The organism is Sphingobium ummariense RL-3, assembly GCF_000447205.1.
Lineage (GTDB): Bacteria > Pseudomonadota > Alphaproteobacteria > Sphingomonadales > Sphingomonadaceae > Sphingobium > Sphingobium ummariense.
In genome coordinates this window covers 1-17,921 of sequence record NZ_AUWY01000132.1, presented here as the reverse complement: position 1 = coordinate 17,921, position 17,921 = coordinate 1, and the positions used below count along the sequence as shown (strand labels likewise).

Genomic DNA, 17,921 nt, shown 5'->3' with positions numbered 1-17,921 from the left:
GTGAGCGACCCTTACACCTGGCGTAACAGCGACGTTCTTCGGAACAAGCTGGGAATCCGCGACGATAATATCCTCAAGGAGCGAGAAGCTTTCTTCTCGGTTGTCCGACATGGCGAGCTGGTTGTGCAGCGCGCCGCGCCGGCGACGAACGCGCGCGAGTATCGCGAACTGCACAATCATCTGTTTCAGGACGTATATGATTGGGCGGGGCGCTTTCGGACTGTGGACATAAGCAAACCCGGCAGCACTTTTGCCCGAGCGCACTTCATTGCCCGCAGCATGGAGCACGAATTTAAGCAGCTGCCCGACCTCCAAACCCTCAAGTCGATGGATCGTGATCGCTTTGCGGATACCATGGGGCGGCATATTTCCGAATTAAATGCCGTTCATCCGTTCCGTGAGGGCAATGGTCGCACCATGCGGCTGCACTTGCAGCTACATTCCCTTGCGGCCGAGAAATTCGTCTCGATCCAGGCAATGGGGCCGAAGGACTGGATGGAGGCGAGCCGCGACAGCTTCCATACTGGAAATCACGCCTCCCTCGCCAAAGTCATCCGTGATGCCATGCCCCTCGAACAGAACCGCGTCGAGCCAGCGCGTGGGCCAGCGGGCATCGCGTTTCCACCCTCGATGGAATCTCTCATGCCAGTTGGCGAACGACGCGCAATGAGTATCGAGCAGGCCAAGGATCAAATCAGCCGTTACCTACCTACTGCGCAAACCGTTGCGTCGCGGCAGCATGAGCAGCTTAATCGGATCGCGGAAACGTCCGCTGACATGCGCCAGCTGGCCGCGCGTTCAGCGCAGGAGCTTGCCTTTTTCCGCGATCCCAAAGGGCCGATGCACCACCTTCAGCTGATTGAGCAACGCCGCTATCATCAGATCGAAGTCAATTGGTCCGAGGGTATGGACCCGCTGCAAAGAGTCCGCGCCATCAGCGCGGGCGCCGCAGATTTCCTTTCGAAAATGACCGACCGCGACATTCAGGCCGCCGATCGCGCGCTACGTCTGCAAGTCATGCCTCCCGGCGTCAGTCAGGTTGATCTACGCCTTGCCGCGCAATTCGAGAAAAACTCGCCTGAGCAGAACCGCGCCGATGCCAGGTTCGCGCAATTCCAGCTCGCCATTGATAAGCGCGTCGCGACAGCTACCGAGCGCGGCGCATCGAAGGAACAGCTGGCGCAGATCGTCGAAAGCGCAAAGGCCCATGTCGCCGCAACATTGCGCGAAGGCAAATCACCGACGCCGACCGCCGAGAAATCAAAGGACCGCGAGCGCTGAAAATGAGCGGCCAGGGCCGCGCGCTTCGTAGTCTGTCAGCTGCCACATAGGATCGAGCGGCCCAGGGCCGCGCTCCGTCAGTGGTGGCAGCTGCCACCGGGGGAACACCAAGGGCACCCGCCCTTTCGTTCCCGAAGCATAATCGACAGGACCGGGTTGCCCGACAAGTTCGGCCAGTTCCGGCGCGCTCGCGCGCGCCGGGGCCTCCCTAGTCGCGCCGCCCGCACCACTCCCATCGATTTTGCTCCCCCCTCCCCATCCCGCGCTTCGCCAGCGGGTCAGAGCCGCAGGCCGCAGGCAGCGGCTTCGCCTAAAGGAGTGAGGAAAATGGAAGCGACAACTGACCAGATCGCCACCGTTGCGGCGCTGAACGACATTGCGCGGCGAACGATGGGCGTGACTTGTCGCACCGTGATTACGCAAGGCATCGCGGCGCTGGACGAGAATACGCAGTCCGACATTCTCAAGATGATCGAGGGCTTTGAGGATTTCACACCCGACAACGATCCTCACGGCGAGCATGACGCCGGTTTCCTTTATCGCGATGTGATCGGCCAATGGCATACCCGCTGGACTGACGACAGCACGCGCCCAGCCCTCTCGGTCATGTGGAAGTTCGACTATTACGACCGCGATCTTGAATTTGGCAGCGCCGAACCATGGAATCCCGATGCCACAACCCGCGTGCTCACCATTCTCCTAACCAGCGAATATTGAGGGAGGCCACCATGACCAAATCGCCCCCCGTGATCGAGCTTAGCTGGCGTGATGAGAATTACGGTTCCGTCTGCGCTGTCGCCGCCTTCCGCAACTATGCGGGCACACTGGATTGGAGCGACCGCACCCACCAGCGGTTTCGCGGATGCCTGAAACGCGCAGGCTTCGCCTTCCACGATGGCCGGTGCAGCTACATCGCCACCAGCGGCACCCGCGAGGATCGGCAGCGCGCCCTTTGTGACGAGCTGGCCCGCGCAGGCTTCCAGATCGACAGCGGCGACGTGAGGGCAGAGGCATGAACCGCGAACGCCGCAAGCAGATCGCCGCCGCCCGCGTGCTGATCGACAAGGGCAAGGCCCTGTTGGATGAGGCGCGCGACATGCTCGAAACCGTCAAGGATGACGAGCAGGCCGCCCGCGAAAATCTGCCACCCAGTCTTGAGGACAGCGAACGCGCGCAGGCGATGGACGCCGCAGTTTCCGAACTGGAAAGCGCGATTTCAGCCCTTGAAGACTTCGACGCCGACGAGATCGGCACGCAACTCGACACCGCCAGCGAATAGGAAGGATTGACCATGCAACCCATGCGCCACCTAGATCGAGACACGCGCCGCGCCCGCCTTCTGGCGGCGCGCACGCGCCCCGTCGGCGGCATCAACCGGCGCGGCATCTTCACCGGCCATTGGGACGGTGGCGATGTTGTGCGCCAGTTTCGCGGCGATAACGGATCGTGGATCGGCCTTGCCGCCTACAAGGCGAAGGAAGAGCCGGAGCCGCAGCCATGAAAATCAGCAACACGGCGAGCGCCGTTCGCGTCACCCTCTCCCCCACCGAGATCAGCGATTTGCAATTTGTGATCGAGGCGGCCGAGCGCGCGGGGCATTATATGCCCGCGCGCGTCCTCAACATCATGGCGGCGCTGACGCGCAGCGCCGACGATGTTCGGATGAAACAGGCCATGAAGCGGGCGGAAAAAGATCGCGTGACGCGGATCGAGCAGGACCGACGCGCGCGCGAACGCCAATTCATGCTAGGCGACCGATACAGCGTCATGGCGAGCCGCGCCGACTACGCCGATGCGTCTTCTGATCCGGACGCGCGCCAATGGGTTGACCTGGTGTTTCATGAAATCATGCAGAGGCCGCTTCCCGATCAATACGAACTCCGGCGCGACGTGTGGCGTGTCCACGTTGTCCAACTGGACGGCGGCACGCTCGGCGCTGTTGTAGGCGGCGATTGCACTCAAACCGCCGACCCCGCCGAAATTACTTCCGTAGCGGAACAGCTGATCGCCCGCTTCGAGGCCAGAGCTTGACGCGCGTGGAGCGGTGGCAGCTGCCACCGCTCCAGAGAGATCTAGAATCTGGCGATGAGAGGCAGCAGCGCCGCCGCTTGGCTTCCCAGGACCGGCACCCAATAATTCGCGGCGCGGTAATCAGGGCCGTGATCGACCGCCATCACCCCAAAGACATATCCGATCATTGGCAGCGTCCACAGCAGACGCCCGCCCAGGTCCACGCCCATCAGCACCAGCGCAACGCCAAGCACAGCCCAAAGCGGAATCAGTCGTTCCATGATTTCGCGATGACGGATTATTCGCCATGCACTTTCCCGGTCATCGGCGCTAACCTGCGATACGAGGCCCATAGCTTCCCCTTTTCATCAACGGTCGCCGGCGATCATCCAACGGCTTCACGAAAATGTGAAGCGCGTTTCGCGCGCATTCTCGCCAATCCGTTGTATAGCCCCCATCGAGCGAGGGCGAGGGACTGTGACAGCGGCCCTTCGCAAATCCTCTCGCTCAAAGGAGGTGATGTGATTTGACAGCATATGAAGCAGCTCAATTGACGATCGCAGCCGTCGCGCTCGTGATCGCAATTGTGAAGCTGGGGAAGTCCGATAAGGGCTGATCTAGCGGGGCGGGTGGTCTGACAGGGCCGCCCGCCCTAAATGTTTGAACCCGCCGTGTGACAGCACGGCGGGTTCAGGTAGGTGCGTGAAATGAATCAGCACACGAAGCATTGCCTATATAGCCCTTTTCCCTTGCCAATCCAATAACCGACGCGCGCGCGAGGTGTTCCCCGTCTGTTCCCTTTGGCGCATAAGCGCCCAATGGCCGCGAACTACAACCGCCCCAAGCCCATTGATCCTATCTGGTATCGGCAAGGCTGCTATCTGCGCATCTATTGCGCTTGCGGTCGCCGCGTTGTCGCCCCGCTGGGCGACTTCGCCCGCTCGCGCCGCATTTCTTTCGATACCCGCATTTACGAGCTGATCGCGCGGCTTCGGTGCAGCCAGTGCCGCCGCAAGCCTTATGCGGACGTGTCGCGCAACCGCTCGGGCAATTAAAATGACGGAGGATCCGATTGCTCGGATGCTTCCGGCGCTATCCGTTGGGCATGTCGCCGGCGACATGCCGCAGCGTCCTCTAGGTCACCGCTATGCTATGACCTGGCGGGCGCTTTTCCCTAGATTGAGGCGGCAATGCCGCCGCGTCCGCTGTTCGACTTTGGGGCCTGTTCCTGCCCCCTGCCGCAAGGGCTGGACCGTCTCGGCCGCTGTGCGGCCTCGCTTGGCGATCAGGCGGGTTTCCCCGCCCTTCCTTCGCTACGCTCCGTGCAGGACGGGTGATCCCCCTCCCCCCTGATCGGCCCTGATTTGCGGCATTCCCCGGCCCTGCTCGCCGCTGGGCAGAAGTCGATGACCCGTCATCGCCTTCGGCTCCATTCTAGGCAGGGAAAACAGCACATGACCGACATTCCGTTGGCAACGATTCTTCGGATCAACGCCGCCCGCACCATTCCGCTCGCTCGCTATGAGGAAGAGGGCAATTTTGACCGCTTCGGCTACATCAAAGACCTTGCCGAAAATCATGGCGCTGACCTTCCCGCCGTCATCGAGATTGCCGACCTACTAGGACCGGATGAAGATTTTGACGGCCTTGTGACCACCATCGAGGACGCCGCCGAGGGCTTCGGCTTTGGTGCTCTTATCCTCGGGGGGGCGTGAGCATGGGCCAGGAGCTTATGACGCCCGCGCAGATTGCGGATATTTGCGACGGCCGAGACAAGGCCATAGCCCTTTGGCTCGGCCTCTATGACACCTACCATGCAACCCGCGACGAGGCGGCGCGCCTGACCCTTGGCGGCCCACTATCGCTGTCATGTGGCCGCGACTGGACCGAGGACACGTTGACTCGCGCTTTCAGCTGCCACCGCCTGTCCTGGCGCAGATTGAGGCGGCAAGCCGCCGCGCTGATTTGTCGCGTTTGGGGCCTGTTCCTGCCCCCTGCCGCAAGGGCTAGACCGTCTCCGCCGCTGCGCGGCTCCGCTTGGCGATCAGGCGGGTTTCCCCGCCCTTCCTTCGCTGCGCTCCGTGCAGGGCGGGTGATCCCCCTCCCCCCTGATCGGCCCCGTTTGCGGCATTCCCCGGCCCAGCGTCGCCCGCTTTCGGCAGAAGTCGATGACCCGTCATCGCCTTCGGCTCAATTAGGAAGGGAAAGCCCATGAAAATCCGTATCTACCGCCAGACCGAGCAGGACTTTGACCGAATCGAGATCGAGGGCGCGACCTTTGAAACCATCGTCAGCCGGGCAGCGGTCGAGGGGCTTCAATGCAGCGGTTACAACAGCAATCCGAGCCAGCGGCTTGAGTTGCAGGGCGCACCGAAATTCAAGGGCGTTTGCGGTCCTATGTGGGATGGCGATGCGATCCGCTACGAGTGCAGCGCCACCTATGCGGAGTTGAGCGCATGAGCGCCGCCGCCGCGATACGCACCGCGCAGGCCGACCAGCTGGGCGACCAGATCATTGCCGCAGGCTTCGCGCCAAACGGCTTTGTGCTGGATATTAACGAGGCGCTTGATGTGCCCCGTGACTTTCCCCTTTCCGCGCCGTGGAATCTGCCGTCGCGCCTGTTTCAGTTCCCCATAGAGGTTATCCGTGCAGAGCAGGACGAGCCGCGCAAGATCGGCCTTCGCCATCCTTTGCTTGCCGCCCATCCTTTCGTGCAGCACGTCGAGCGCGCGCTAGGGATCGAGATCGCCCGCGATGGCGTGACGAACCGCCACGGCTACAGCAACCGCGTTCATTCGCTCTGGCATCATGCGGTGGACCTTATCAGCGCCGGGAAATGGCGCGAATTGCTCGAAACGCAGGAGTTCACCGAGCCGCGCAATATCTTCAATGCCGTTGTCTATGGCCTTCGCTATTCGGACCACGCCGACAGGAAGGCGAGCGGTCACATCAGCACCGTCGAGGCCCGCCAGATCATGGGGGAAATGGGAGCTACCGAGCCGACCGAACGCGCCGCGTTGCTTCGCAGCTTTTCCGCGCCGTCGCCCTGCCAGCAGGAACGCGGGGCCGAGCATTGGCCGATCAATCTTCACGGACCTTGCGCCGAGGATAAGGCATGGTCCTTCATCATCGGGATCGAGGATGGTTGGTTTTCCTATGATCGTTCCGGGCATCTGCAATGGTCCCCCATGGGCCGCGACCGTTACGCGGCAGGCGATAGCGCCAGCTTCACCGAGGCGAGCGGCCAGACCGCTTTCGCCTTTTGAGGGGATCGAGCATGGCCCGCCATTGCATCCGCGAACCTCGCTACGTTCCCCCGGTGCAGCGCATCGGGGAGCAACCCGACTTGTTCGGTGGACCGACCCTTAGCCACGTTGCCGAGCGCCAAGGACCGCCGAAAGGATGGCAGCGCCAATTGCAGAAATGGGGCCGCTGCACCGTCATTGCCGATCTTGAGGCAGCGCCGCCGTCTGTCATCGACCCTCCCCCGTCCCCGTCTCCGGTTTTCCTTGTCGCTTGCGTTGCTGCGAAGCTGGACCGCCCCGCCCCGGCGCGCGATCTTTACGCATCGCCATGGTTCCAGAAGGCCCGTGCCTATGTCGAACGACAGGGCGGCGCATGGTTCATCCTGTCAGCAAAGCATGGCCTGATCGCCCCGGAAACCGTCATCGCGCGCTATGACGAAACGCTAGGCGCGATGAAGGCAGGCGCGCGCCGCCTTTGGGGCGCGCGCGTGATCGAAGCAATGGCCGAGCAGATCGACGCCGCCGCGCCGCTGATCGTTCTCGCAGGCCGCAACTATCGCGATCCCCTTTGGCCGCAGATCGAACGGCGCGCATCGGTTCCGATGGAGGGGCTTGGAATCGGTCAGCAGCTCGCTTGGTTAAGCGACAACTGAAAGCGAGAATTGTCGCGGTCCATGCGCAACTTCGCGCGATGCGCTTCGAGGGGGCATCTGTTTGTCGCGCCGCCCTTTCAATCTATCCAACGCCATTTGGCGTTGTGAGTTTGAGGATTATAGGCCCATCAACGGCCCAAGCCCCCCGGTAGGGCCGCCCACTCTCGGCAAGCGCAAATGGCGTAGTTTGCGCTTGCCGGGAGACCAGTTGCCCTCTCTATATGGCAAGGTGACTGCCCCCACACCGACAGCGCCCTTGTGGACCCAAGATCAGGCCATTGCCTATGAGGCAGCCCTTGAGGCCATCAACGATGTTATCGCCGGTTACAGCGAGCAGATCGCGCTTGAGCATGGTCGCGTTGTGCCGAACACGGCGCGGATCGCTTGGCTCGAAATGCGGACGGATCAGGCATCGGCCACCGGCCATGCGCTCAATGTGATGGATGATGAGAATGTCCGACAAACGCTGCTGGAATACAGCGCGATCGTTCGGGCGCGAGACGGCGCAGGGTGAAGGTCCGCCCGATGGGCGGGCGTTAGTTCGTTAAATCCCCCCGTCAGTGTCTTCCTAGCATGAGGGCTGCACCAGGCCGCATCAAGGATCGGCGGTTCCCCCAATTTGCTGCGCAAATCGGCTCCCCCACCGCCCGCTAGCGCGGCCGCTTCGCGGTCCCTGACCCGACCCGGCGCTGCCCTCCCCTTGGCCTCGCCAATTCCGGCAACAAGGAGGTTGTTATGTCTCATCGTCTGTTCGCTCAGCTGGCTTTCGAGCGTGCGCTTGGAAATGCTGCGATCGAGGCGCTGGCGACCGCGTTGAACGATAAGGATCATTTCGACGCGGAAAGCATGTGGCGTAAGCGGTAAAAATCCCCCACGTGGCCTTGAGAACGGGGCTGTAATTTGAACGATCAGGCGGCGCTTGCGATGCTGCTCAGTTCGAACGAGGTTTGCGCGGCGTTGGCATCGGTCCAGCAGTAGGGCAACAGATCGTCGATCGGATCGGTATCCGCGCGGGTGATGATCCGGGTAAGGACATCGCAGAGATAGGCGTAGGGGTTGATGTCCAGCATCTTGCAGGTTTCGACCAGCGAGGAGATCGCCGCCCAGTTTTCTGCACCGAGCTGGTGGCCGGTGAAGAGTGCATTTTTTCTTTGGAGAGTCACCGGCCTGATAGCCCGTTCGGCGGCGTTATTATCGATCTCGATCCTGCCGTCATCGAGGAACCGGGTGAAGCCCGCCCAGCGCTTGAGCGCATATTTCATCGCATCGCTCGTTGCCGATCCGGCCATCATGCGCGGTGCGGTGGCGGCGAACCAGGCATGGAGCTTGTCGACCAGCGGACGGGTCCGCTCCTGCCTGACAGCGAGGCGTTCTTCGGCCGTGCGCCCACGGATTTCCTTTTCGATGCCATAGATCTCGGCAATGCGCTGCAAGGCGTCCTGCGCGACCGGAGCATCGCTGCCTGCATCGACGAACCCGCGCCGCAGATGAGCCCAGCAGTAGGACTTGGTGACGCCGGCGTCGGCGCCATCGTCCTTGCCGAACTGGTCATAGGCCTGCCAGGCATCAACCTGCAGGATGCCCTGGTATGACCCGAGCAACTGCTTGGCCCACATTTTTCCGCGTCCCGGCATATATGTGTATAGCGCCAGAGGCGGATCGACGCCGCCATGAGCGCGATCGTCGCACACTATGACCCACATATAGCCGGTTTTCGTCTTGCCCGTTCCCGGCGCCAGCACCTTGACCGTGGTTTCGTCGACGAACAGACGGGCACGGGCAAGCGCATCGGCGCGCATCCTGTCGGTGATGGGCATCAGCGCAGCGATGCCACGACCAACCCAGTTCGCCATAGTGGCGCGGCTGATCTCGATGCCTTGCCGGGCGAAGATCTTCGATTGCCGATAGAGCGGCAGGTGATCGCAATATTTGTTGATCAGAACATCGGCGATCAGCGCTTCGGTCGGCAAGCCGCCCGGCACTACATGCGCCGGGGCCGACGCTTGGCGAACGCCGTCGCTGCAGCAGCGGCAGGCATAGCGGGGGCGGATCGTCACCATCACGCGATGCTGGGCCGGGATGATGTCGAGCCGTTCGGAACGGTCCTCGCCGATCTTGTGCAGCGTCCCGCCACAGGCGCATTCCAGGTTTTTGGGCTCGATCACCGTCTCGAAGCGCGGCAGATGGGCCGGCAGCGATGCGCGTTCGGCATCTGGAGCCCGCCGGCGACGCGGCCTGAGGCCGTAACGTCCCGCCTCCTCGGCCGCCTTGTCCTGCAAGCCATCGGCTTCACCAAGCGCGACGTTCTGGTCTTCCAGCGTCAAGGCTAGTTGATCGACCGGCAGCTTTTCCGAACGCTTGCCGAAGGTCGAGCGGTTGATCAGCTTGAGGATATGTTCGAGCCGTGCCGCGCGAGCGCGCTCGGCCAGCACCATCGCCTTGAGCTGCTCCACATTGTTAGGAAGCTCGTCATATCCAGCCTCCGGGCCGGTCTCGACAGGGGGTTCGGGATGCGCCACCACGCCCGCATTCTAGCCAGTTCCCCACGTCTGGGAACAGCCTTGCGTCAGGTAGAATCAGGCGTGCGATCTACTGCGCATGAAGTGGCTTTGGCACCCGCGGCACGTGCATGCGCGACCAGTCCAGCCCCTCGAACAGCGCGGAAGCCTGGGCCGCCGACAGCTTCATCACTCCGTCTCCCGGGCGGGGCCAGCGGAACTTCCCATCCTGCAACCGCTTCGTCACCAGTACGAGCCCGGTGCCGTCCCACAGCAGGAGCTTCATCCTGTCCGCCCGGCGTGCCCGGAAGACAAAAAGCATGCCTGAGAATGGGTCGAGACGCAGTTCCTGCTGAACCAGTGAGGCGAGGCCCGCCATACCCTTCCTGAAGTCCACAGGCTGCGTCGCGACAAGCACCTTCAACGGTCCGGGCGGAATGATCATGTGTTCACCTGCGCGGCCAGGAGCACCCGCTCGATATGGTCGGCATCCACGTCGGACGGGATGCGGATCGACAGCCCGCGGGTCTCGATAATAATCTCACCGCCACTCCTCGAACTCGCGGGCAACGATGACACTGCAGGCGCCGGTGGCCCAGAAGATGGCGACGGTACGGGAGGTGCCGGCGGGCTTTCGATCACCGCGGGAACAAAGCCCATCCCCTCGGCCCGTTCCCGGAAACGCCCTCGCCAGTTATAAAGCTGTTGCGGGAGCATGCCATGACGCCGGGCTACCTCGGCCACATTCGCGCCCTGCTTGAAACTCTCCTCGATGATCCGCGCCTTCGCCGCAGGCGTCCACCCACGGTTGCCATTCGACAAGGGAATGACGTCAAGACGCTCGGCCTTGCCTGCCCTCCCACCCCTTTCAGTTTCGAAACTGGTTTCGAAATCACCACTCATCACCACCTCGCAAATGCAAGGCTCAACACCTACCAAATCGCAAAATCATGAGAATGTGGGGGATTTTGACCGCTTACCATGTGGCCGAAAGACCCGATGTTTATCGGCAAGACGAGTGCTGACATCGAGGCGGTTGCGGCCGAGCTGGGCCAGATCATCGAGGACCGTATCAAGGACGTGCTCGACGGCCCCGGCATCCGCAACATCGAGCGCGGCGAATGCGTCTATCCGCAAGTCGTCGCGGTCGTGCTGGCGGCCAAGGCGAAGCGCGGCCAATCCGGCTGACGCCGGAGGGGCGGGCTTAGCCCGCCCCTTTTCGCCCGCTGGGCGAAACCGATGATCTCGGTGCCATGCAGAGCGCGGGACGGGGCATCGAACCCCGCCCCGCGCAATCTCTTCTCTCTGTGTGTCGTGGCATTTTGGCATGGGTGCGCGCCAGCTTTCAAGGATCGGCGGTTCCCCCAATTTGCTGCGCAAATCGGCTCCCCCACCGCCCGCTACCGCGGCCGCTTCGCGGTCCCTGACAGCCGGCGCCGGTGCCCATGCCGGGTGTCTCCCGTCACCAACGAGAAGGAGAACCGGATGCACATCAAATTGTTTAGAGCACTGAAAGCGGCTAATCTGTCCGACGACGCCGCAGCGGAAGTTGTAGAGGCTATTGAGGAGTATATCGCCGTGAAGGTTCAGGAGGCGAACAAGGGAATCGAAAGCAAGCTGACGGCACAAACTTGGGTCATCGGCAGCGTCGGTTTCGTCCTCGCAGTCATCGGCCTCGCGCCCGCTTTCATCAAACTGTTCCAGTAAGACAAAGGGAGGCTTCGGCCTCCCTTTTTTTGCCGAACCGACTGATTGTCAGGAGACGCAAATTGACCGACTTCGCACAAGCACGGCTCGATATGTTCGAGAGCGGTTTATTCGGCCAGGGCAATGCTTTCTGGCGCTGGATCGCCACGGACGAGGCGCGGCCCTATCTGGCCGCTTTCGCCGCCGATCGCGCGCCACCCAGCGGAAGCGAGTTTTTCGCGGCCGATCTTACCGCCGAGGATCTACTTGATTCCGATCACCTGGCCGAGCTTGCCCAGAAGATCGAAGCGGCTCACGGCTAGCGCCGTGCGCGCCGGGGCTATTTGCGAGCAGATGTGCGCTGTTGCTCCGCCACGTCGCGGATCATAGCTGCCCAGCATCCCAAGATCATGCCCTCTTCATTATCGACTTCGCTTGTGGCGACCGCATAGATACCCAGCAAGTTTGCAACCTCGCTCGCCTCGACAATGCCTTGACGCGCAAGCAGCGTGGCAAACATCGAGAGTGCTCCCCCCATTGCCCGCACCAGCGGCGCATCTTGTAGCAGTCGGTCAAATTCGCGGGGCGGGTTACTGGACATAGATTGTTCCGATCAAATAAAGCGACTGCCTTTCAGGACTTGTCGCGGGAAGTGCTATCCGCTGCCAATAATTCGACAGCCGATAATCCGAAAGCATCGGCAAGGCTCTCCAAGGTAGCAAGCGTTGGATTACCATGTCCGCGCACCATGTATGAAATATGTGACGCCGCAACGCCCGAGCGTTCGGACAACTCCCCTTGAGTTATGCCTAGTTTCTTTAGTTCGCGAGCGATGTTGGCCCCGAGCTGGGCCATCAACGGCGATGTTCGTTTCAGGTATATGGTTGGCATCGTGTTCGCGTCCTTCTGGCTAGGTGTAGGCGCTTGCAACCGTAGCAGCTTCTGCTCGCAAACAGCGCCTTTTCCTGCCCAGATTACCTGACAACGAGCCGACTATGCTGCTCACGCTATCCGACAATGTGCTCGCCATCATCCGCGTCTGCTCGCAAACGGCAAAGGGCCGCTCATGGTATCTGCCAACTACAAAGTCGAGATTAGCAGTCATTTGCTGATGCGCGATGCTCACGCAGCTTTGTGGAACCCAAGATCAGAAAGTACACGATGGGGCAAACCACCATCAGCATCACTGCTGGATCGGTAGCCCATCTCGTTGGGCCATCGCTGTCCGGCTCACTTGCTACCGCGAGCATGAGCGCGATTGATCCTCGCACAGCGGCGTAGGTGGCAGGAACAAGCAGGATGTGGAGAAGCCACCCGTAGCGGAACCGCATGGCGCCAAACCAGCAGAGTACAGCTATGGCGGGTGGAGCGAGTGTGGCGGCTACGAAGCCGCAGAACCAAATGGCAAACCCTGCCGGAGTCAGCGTATCGCGATAGTAGCTGGCGATCCCATCCGGTCGCAATCCGAGAGCGACGAAAGAGCCTGCGACGACAACGGCACCCAAAGCCGTCAGTCCGACGCCACGCAATGTCCCGTGTCTCGGCATCAATCTATGCAATCCAGTAAGCCATTGATCAGGCTGCTCGCACTTTGGCTCGGAAGAAGGTCGTTTCCGACCCAATCAGATCGGGGTCGATCCCGCTCTCCTCGGCGGCCAGTTGCTGGATGATCCGCCAAATCTCGGGGGCGGTGAGGCGCGCGCCGTCGCGGGCAAGCCTGCCACGGTTCTGCTCCGTGACCAGTCGGGCGAGATCGCCGATAGTGTCGCACCTCCGAGGTAATCGCCGGCGGTCGAGGTGCCGTAACCATAGCCCCGCGTAGGCGCTCGCTCCAGCAGCGAAGATGCGAAGGGGAGGTGCCAGCGTCGTGAAGGCGAGGATCGCGACCGCGACAGCGAAGCAGAGACCACTGACAATCCCAAGCCATCCGGCTCGCGTCGCCGGCATCTTGAGGTCGGTATCGGCTTCCAGGTCGCTGAACGCTTGGCGCAGCTTCCCACCGATCAGCGGCGCCAACGGCGCATCCGGCCCGACGTGCCGGCCAAGCCCGAGCGCGCGTCGAAGCCTGTAGAACGTCATCTGCGTGGCGCATGTCGTGCCGCCCCCGCTGTAGGCTGCGACATGCGCGACGACATGGTCACGCACCTCGCCGAACGTTGTCCAAGGCAGGTTCGAGCGCAGGCGCAGATCGAAGGTGCGCTCGATTGCGAGGAAGAAGTCGGTGTCGTCGCCATCACCGACCCAGCCAACCGTATCGAGCACCTGCATGAACCCGGCTCCTCAGCGGTTCTGCAAAACGACCGTTTCTGACGAGCCGATCGCCTTGCTGGGCCGGCAACGTAAATCTGCGGGCCGCACTTTGTCAAAACTGTTCTGGAAACCCGCGTCGCAAAACGGTATGCCCCGCACGAGTTTGGAGAAGATCAGACGCTCATGCGGGTCGGCTATGCCAGGGTCAGCACCAGCGACCAGAACCCCGAGCTCCAGCTCGATGCGCTGCGGCGGGCCGGCTGCGAGCGGGTGTTCACCGAAAAGGCGTCGGGCGCGCGCGATGACCGGCCCGAACTGGCGCGCATTCTGGAAGACGTGCTGCGCGCAGGCGACACGCTGGTTGTTTGGAAGCTCGACCGCCTCGCCCGCTCGCTCAAGAAGTTGATCGCCACGGCCGAGGATCTGGAGCGCGAGAAGATCGGGCTGGTGTCGCTGACCGAGAGCATCGACACGACAACGCCGGGTGGCATGCTCACCTTTCACGTGTTCGGCGCCATCGCGCAGTTCGAGCGTGCCCTGATCCGCGAGCGAACTACCGCGGGGCTAGTGGAGGCGCGCCGGCAGGGTCGCAAGGGTGGCCGCCCATCGGCAATGCGCCCGAGCGACGTCGCCGCGGCACGGGCGATGATGAAGGAGGGCACGTTGCCGGTGCGCGACATCGCCAAGCGCATGGGCGTGTCGGTCGCGACCCTCTATCGCTATGCAGGCAAGCGCGGCAGCGGTGCATCGATCAAGGAGGCTGCAACAGCCCATGGCTGACCGGGCGAAGCGACCGCCTGGAGAGGCGCTGATCGATCTTCGCCGACGGTTGTCGCTGTTGCCCCCACGCGACCCCGGTCGCACCGAGATCATCGCCCGTGCGGCCGAGGCCTATGGCATCTCCATCTGGACCCTTTACCGGGCGTTGCGCGAGCTGAACCGCCCCAAGTCGGTGCGCCGGTCCGACCATGGTGCGACGCGGGTTGCCCCGCAGGCCGAGATGGAGCGCTACGCCGAGATCGTCGCCGCACTGAAGATCAGGACCACCAACAAGAAGGGCCGGCACGTTTCGACCGCCCGCGCCATCGAGTTCCTGGAAACCGATGGCGTCGAGACGCCGGAGGGCCTGGTCAAGGTAGCACCCGGCCTGCTGAAGCGGGCGACCATCGACCGGCTGCTCCGCTCATCAGGGCTGGACTATGCCCGCGTGACCCGCCCCCACGCAGCCGTTCGTTTTCAGGCGCGGCGATCCAACGAGCTGTGGCACTTCGACATGAGCCCGTCCGACCTCAAGCAGGTCGAGGCGCCGCTCTGGATCGAGCAGGGTCGCGGCAAACCCACGCTGATGCTGTTCTCGGCCGTCGATGACTGCTCGGGCGTGGTCTACCAGGAATATCGCAGCGTCTATGGCGAGGATGCCGAGTCCGCGCTGCGCTTTCTATTCAACGCCTTCGCCGCCAAGCCTGAGCCCGAACTGCCGTTCCAGGGCCTGCCGGTCACGATCTACATGGACAACGGCCCGGTCAGCCGGTCGCGCGTGTTCCAGTCGGTGATGGGCAGCCTCGGCGTGCGCGTCCTCACCCATCTGCCGCCGAAGGCCGACGACCGGCACACCGCGGCCCGCGCCAAGGGCAAGGTCGAGCGGCCGTTCCGCACGGTGAAGGAGGTGCACGAGACGTTGTACCACTTCCACAAACCCAAGGACGAGGCGGAAGCCAATCTGTGGATGCGGCGTGCGCTGGTCACCTACAACAACGGCGACCATCGTTCCGAGCCACACGCGCGGATCGAGCACTGGCTGCGGCACCTGCCCGGCGATGGCGTGCGGGCCATGTGTTCATGGGAGCGGTTCTGCGCCTTCGCTCGTGAGCCCGAGCGGCGCACCGTTGCGGGCGACGCGACCGTCTCGGTTGAGGGCGCTTCCTACGAGGTCGAGCCCGAGCTCGCCGGCGAGACGGTGACGCTGCTCTGGGGGCTGTTCGACCAGCAGCTCTTCGTGGAGCATGACGGCAAGCGGCATGGCCCTTACGAGCCGTCGCGCGGCGCCGTGCCGCTCTACCGCTATCGCAAGTATCAGAAGAGCCGCGCCGAGGAGCGGCTCGACAAGGTGGTCCGGCTCGCTGACCAGCTGGGGCTGCCCCGCGCGACCGTGACGGGCGGCGACCGGCCGCTGCCGTCGCTGCCGCCCTCCACCGCAGGGCTCGCGGTGCGGCAAACACCTTTTCCGGAGCCGGCGGTCGAGACGGCATACCCGACCGGGCTCGCGGCGCGCCACGCCATCGTCGACCAGCTCCGGCGACCGCTCGGCTCGCTGCCTGAGGCAGACCGCGCCTTCATCGACGCGCTGCTGGGCGAAACGCTCGACAAGACCATCATCGCTGACCGCATCCGAGAGCGGTTCCAGTCAAGACGGGGGACAAGCTGATGCTCGCCGACGTTCAATCCAGCTACGGGCTCGCCCGCCCGTTCCAAGGCGTCGGCAACTTCGAGACAGAGCATCAGCGCAACCTCGTGCGCGAGGTCTGTGCGGCCGTGCAGACCGGCAGGTTGATCGTCGTCTCCGGCCTGGTCGGATCGGGCAAGACGCACCTGCTGCGCCGCATCGAGGACGAGCTGGCCCGGGCGGGCAAGGTCGCCGTCGCCAAGTCGCTTGCGGTCGACAAGCGCCGCACCTCGTTGCCCTCGCTGATCGAGGCGCTGTTCTACGATCTCTCGCCCGGTGACCGTGCCCAGGTGAAGATTCCCAAGCAGGCCGAGCGCCGCGAGCGCGACCTGCGCGACATCATGCGCAAGGGCAAGCGCCCGGTCGTACTGGTGGTCGACGAGGCGCATGACCTGCACCACAAGACGCTGACCGGCCTCAAGCGGTTGATGGAGGTGGTGGCTGATGCCGGCGTGCTGCTGTCGGTCCTTCTGGTCGGCCATCCTCGGCTACGCAACGACCTGCGCCGCCCGCAAATGGAAGAGATCGGCTACCGCACGACCACCTTCGACTATGAGGGCATCGGCGCCGAACGCCGCGACTATGTTGCCTGGCTGCTCGGCGCCTGTGCGGCCGAGGGGGTCAAGGTTGCCGACTTGATGAACGAGGACGCGATCGACCTCATCGCCGAGCGCCTGCGCACCCCGCTCCAGATCGAGATGCACCTGACACTCGCCTTCGAGCAGGGCTTCCGCTTCGCTGCCAAGCCCGTCACGGCCGAGATCGTCGAGCAGGTGCTGTCGCGGGCGATTGACGACCTCGAACCCACGCTGACGCGCAACGGTTACGATGCGGGCGCGCTCGCCAGCCAGCTCAACACCCGGCCGTCCGACATACGCGCGTTCCTCGCCGGAACGCTGGACGCCGAACACACCCGCGACCTGACCGAGCGGCTCCGCGAAGCCGGTGTGCCGATATGATACTGGCTGTCCTCGCCTTGGTATCTCCCGCACGCGGACGCAACGCATGTCGTCTGTGCCACCGATTGTGGACGTTGCGCTTCTCTCATAGCCTGCCGGCATGAACAGGCATCTTACCGCAGCTTCTTTATCGATCGTCAGCTTGCTCAGCGCGTGCTCGGCCTCGGCCGAGAGGAGGTTGGAGGGACGAGTCTTCGACATCCCGAGAGCCAACGACATATCCGACAATGATAAGCCGTTCTTTCTACCAGCGCTCGATCCCAGCGACGGGTTCTCGTTCTACCTAAATCCGAGCGCAAGCTTGCCGGAGCGAAACTTGGTGGGCGTGGCAAGCAAGAAGCGGATGTGTGCCCGCGCAGCGGGAACAGAGGCGCTTGTCAACTCGACTGTCTGCGCAAGTCGCCCGCTTTCATGGCGCGGCCGAACACTGCGCAAGGTAAGTGATGGTGTTTTCTGGACATACCAGTTGCCAGCCGAAGCAGGTCAGAAGCGTCCTCCATCGCTGGCGAGTTGCTCCGCCATGGGCGGAGGCTCGCGGCCGGGGCTCTGCACGGCCAATCTGCCGTATGACAATCTCGTGCTGACGATTCACTTCCGAGACAATCAGGTCGGCTCGCTCCAGGCATTATACGATCAATCCGTTGCTAGCCTGAGGAAGTGGGAGCGCTGATGCTTACGGCAAACCCGGCGGGAACGATCGCTGCCAGACCGCTCACCGGCACTCCTCGCTATTGGCAGAAAGCGAGAACAGGCCTTCTCCGTTTGCGAGCAGGCGCGGATGATGGCGAGCACATTGTCGCATAGCGTGAGCAGCATGGCCCACCTGCTGTCAGCAAATCTGAGCAGAAATCCGCGCTGTTTGCGAGCAGAGGCCAGTATCTTTGCAATCGCCTACA

27 protein-coding genes are annotated in these 17,921 nt (G+C 62.9%); 20 read left to right on the top strand and 7 right to left on the bottom strand.

Annotated elements, in window-relative coordinates:
- The 6 genes from M529_RS46030 (at position 1) to M529_RS46005 (ending at position 3,312) form a co-directional block, all read left to right on the top strand.
- Positions 1–1,281 carry a Fic/DOC family protein gene (locus M529_RS46030; RefSeq protein ID WP_006968049.1) on the top strand — a complete coding sequence of 427 codons (1,281 nt, stop codon included), beginning with the start codon at positions 1–3 and terminating at the stop codon, positions 1,279–1,281.
- Positions 1,282–1,608: 327 nt separating this feature from the next.
- Positions 1,609–1,998 (top strand): DUF3768 domain-containing protein, encoded by a 390-nt coding sequence (locus M529_RS46025; protein ID WP_013054018.1) that lies wholly within the window; start codon positions 1,609–1,611, stop codon positions 1,996–1,998.
- 11 nt (positions 1,999–2,009) lie between these two features.
- On the top strand, positions 2,010–2,297 hold the full coding sequence (locus M529_RS46020; protein WP_006953883.1) for a hypothetical protein: 288 nt from the start codon (positions 2,010–2,012) through the stop codon (positions 2,295–2,297).
- Positions 2,294–2,560, top strand: a complete 267-nt coding sequence (locus tag M529_RS46015; RefSeq protein ID WP_004213311.1) for a hypothetical protein — start codon at positions 2,294–2,296, stop codon at positions 2,558–2,560. Before M529_RS46020 ends, M529_RS46015 begins: the two co-directional genes overlap by 4 nt.
- A gap of 21 nt (positions 2,561–2,581) precedes the next feature.
- Complete coding sequence (locus M529_RS46010) at positions 2,582–2,782, top strand: hypothetical protein (protein WP_020819821.1); 201 nt, start codon at positions 2,582–2,584, stop codon at positions 2,780–2,782.
- Positions 2,779–3,312 carry a hypothetical protein gene (locus M529_RS46005; RefSeq protein ID WP_007016089.1) on the top strand — a complete coding sequence of 178 codons (534 nt, stop codon included), beginning with the start codon at positions 2,779–2,781 and terminating at the stop codon, positions 3,310–3,312. The genes M529_RS46010 and M529_RS46005 overlap by 4 nt, the downstream gene beginning before the upstream one ends.
- Before the next feature lie 41 nt (positions 3,313–3,353).
- On the opposite strand, the gene M529_RS46000 is transcribed toward M529_RS46005, so the two are convergent.
- The gene (locus M529_RS46000) at positions 3,354–3,644 is read right to left on the bottom strand and encodes a hypothetical protein (RefSeq protein WP_006953889.1); all 291 of its coding nucleotides are present in this window, start codon (positions 3,642–3,644) and stop codon (positions 3,354–3,356) included.
- Positions 3,645–4,109: 465 nt separating this feature from the next.
- Between M529_RS46000 and M529_RS45995 the strand changes: the two genes are divergently transcribed.
- The 7 genes from M529_RS45995 (at position 4,110) to M529_RS50645 (ending at position 8,053) form a co-directional block, all read left to right on the top strand.
- Positions 4,110–4,346 carry a hypothetical protein gene (locus M529_RS45995; RefSeq protein WP_006953891.1) on the top strand — a complete coding sequence of 79 codons (237 nt, stop codon included), beginning with the start codon at positions 4,110–4,112 and terminating at the stop codon, positions 4,344–4,346.
- Positions 4,347–4,745: 399 nt separating this feature from the next.
- Positions 4,746–5,006, top strand: a complete 261-nt coding sequence (locus M529_RS45990; protein WP_006953895.1) for a hypothetical protein — start codon at positions 4,746–4,748, stop codon at positions 5,004–5,006.
- 496 nt (positions 5,007–5,502) lie between these two features.
- On the top strand, positions 5,503–5,751 hold the full coding sequence (locus M529_RS45980; protein WP_006953897.1) for a hypothetical protein: 249 nt from the start codon (positions 5,503–5,505) through the stop codon (positions 5,749–5,751).
- Positions 5,748–6,557, top strand: a complete 810-nt coding sequence (locus M529_RS45975; RefSeq protein ID WP_006953899.1) for a hypothetical protein — start codon at positions 5,748–5,750, stop codon at positions 6,555–6,557. Before M529_RS45980 ends, M529_RS45975 begins: the two co-directional genes overlap by 4 nt.
- Positions 6,558–6,568: 11 nt before the next feature.
- Positions 6,569–7,189: a DUF6884 domain-containing protein gene (locus M529_RS45970; RefSeq protein WP_007016086.1), complete on the top strand. Its 621-nt coding sequence runs from the start codon at positions 6,569–6,571 to the stop codon at positions 7,187–7,189.
- Positions 7,190–7,445: 256 nt separating this feature from the next.
- Positions 7,446–7,703, top strand: a complete 258-nt coding sequence (locus M529_RS45965) for a hypothetical protein (protein ID WP_006953903.1) — start codon at positions 7,446–7,448, stop codon at positions 7,701–7,703.
- 221 nt (positions 7,704–7,924) lie between these two features.
- Positions 7,925–8,053, top strand: coding sequence for a hypothetical protein (locus M529_RS50645; RefSeq protein ID WP_021319979.1), 129 nt, complete (start codon positions 7,925–7,927; stop codon positions 8,051–8,053).
- A gap of 44 nt (positions 8,054–8,097) precedes the next feature.
- On the opposite strand, the gene tnpC is transcribed toward M529_RS50645, so the two are convergent.
- From tnpC to tnpA, 3 genes are all read right to left on the bottom strand, one after another.
- Positions 8,098–9,624 carry an IS66 family transposase gene (tnpC, locus tag M529_RS45955; RefSeq protein WP_051184112.1) on the bottom strand — a complete coding sequence of 509 codons (1,527 nt, stop codon included), beginning with the start codon at positions 9,622–9,624 and terminating at the stop codon, positions 8,098–8,100.
- Positions 9,625–9,778: 154 nt separating this feature from the next.
- Positions 9,779–10,132, bottom strand: coding sequence for an IS66 family insertion sequence element accessory protein TnpB (gene tnpB / locus M529_RS45950; protein ID WP_010336289.1), 354 nt, complete (start codon positions 10,130–10,132; stop codon positions 9,779–9,781).
- Positions 10,129–10,590 carry an IS66-like element accessory protein TnpA gene (tnpA, locus tag M529_RS48765; RefSeq protein ID WP_084491345.1) on the bottom strand — a complete coding sequence of 154 codons (462 nt, stop codon included), beginning with the start codon at positions 10,588–10,590 and terminating at the stop codon, positions 10,129–10,131. Before tnpA ends, tnpB begins: the two co-directional genes overlap by 4 nt.
- A 78-nt stretch (positions 10,591–10,668) precedes the next feature.
- Between tnpA and M529_RS45945 the strand changes: the two genes are divergently transcribed.
- From M529_RS45945 to M529_RS45935, 3 genes are all read left to right on the top strand, one after another.
- On the top strand, positions 10,669–10,875 hold the full coding sequence (locus M529_RS45945; protein ID WP_236617750.1) for a hypothetical protein: 207 nt from the start codon (positions 10,669–10,671) through the stop codon (positions 10,873–10,875).
- A gap of 297 nt (positions 10,876–11,172) precedes the next feature.
- A complete protein-coding gene (locus tag M529_RS45940) occupies positions 11,173–11,394 on the top strand; it encodes a hypothetical protein (protein WP_004213291.1) in 222 nt (73 codons plus the stop codon).
- 62 nt (positions 11,395–11,456) lie between these two features.
- Positions 11,457–11,696 carry a hypothetical protein gene (locus M529_RS45935; protein ID WP_006953912.1) on the top strand — a complete coding sequence of 80 codons (240 nt, stop codon included), beginning with the start codon at positions 11,457–11,459 and terminating at the stop codon, positions 11,694–11,696.
- Between the two features lie 17 nt (positions 11,697–11,713).
- Here the strand turns inward: M529_RS45935 and M529_RS45930 are convergent, their stop codons facing one another.
- The 3 genes from M529_RS45930 to M529_RS45925 all read right to left on the bottom strand — a co-directional run bounded on the left by M529_RS45930 (position 11,714) and on the right by M529_RS45925 (position 13,641).
- The gene (locus tag M529_RS45930; RefSeq protein WP_225870704.1) at positions 11,714–11,974 is read right to left on the bottom strand and encodes a hypothetical protein; all 261 of its coding nucleotides are present in this window, start codon (positions 11,972–11,974) and stop codon (positions 11,714–11,716) included.
- A gap of 32 nt (positions 11,975–12,006) precedes the next feature.
- Entirely contained in the window at positions 12,007–12,264 is a 258-nt protein-coding gene (locus M529_RS48760; RefSeq protein ID WP_081215339.1) for a helix-turn-helix domain-containing protein, read from the bottom strand.
- Positions 12,265–12,948: 684 nt separating this feature from the next.
- Positions 12,949–13,641 (bottom strand): hypothetical protein, encoded by a 693-nt coding sequence (locus tag M529_RS45925; protein WP_007685994.1) that lies wholly within the window; start codon positions 13,639–13,641, stop codon positions 12,949–12,951.
- Between the two features lie 165 nt (positions 13,642–13,806).
- Here M529_RS45925 and M529_RS45920 point away from each other — a divergent pair, with 165 nt between their 5' ends.
- From M529_RS45920 to M529_RS49530, 4 genes are all read left to right on the top strand, one after another.
- Complete coding sequence (locus tag M529_RS45920) at positions 13,807–14,403, top strand: recombinase family protein (RefSeq protein WP_007685993.1); 597 nt, start codon at positions 13,807–13,809, stop codon at positions 14,401–14,403.
- A complete protein-coding gene (locus M529_RS45915) occupies positions 14,396–16,048 on the top strand; it encodes an IS481 family transposase (protein ID WP_007685992.1) in 1,653 nt (550 codons plus the stop codon). Before M529_RS45920 ends, M529_RS45915 begins: the two co-directional genes overlap by 8 nt.
- Positions 16,048–17,025, top strand: a complete 978-nt coding sequence (locus M529_RS45910; protein WP_007685991.1) for an ExeA family protein — start codon at positions 16,048–16,050, stop codon at positions 17,023–17,025. The genes M529_RS45915 and M529_RS45910 overlap by 1 nt, the downstream gene beginning before the upstream one ends.
- 100 nt (positions 17,026–17,125) lie before the next feature.
- A complete protein-coding gene (locus tag M529_RS49530) occupies positions 17,126–17,695 on the top strand; it encodes a hypothetical protein (RefSeq protein ID WP_062121710.1) in 570 nt (189 codons plus the stop codon).
- Positions 17,696–17,921: the final 226 nt, after the last annotated feature.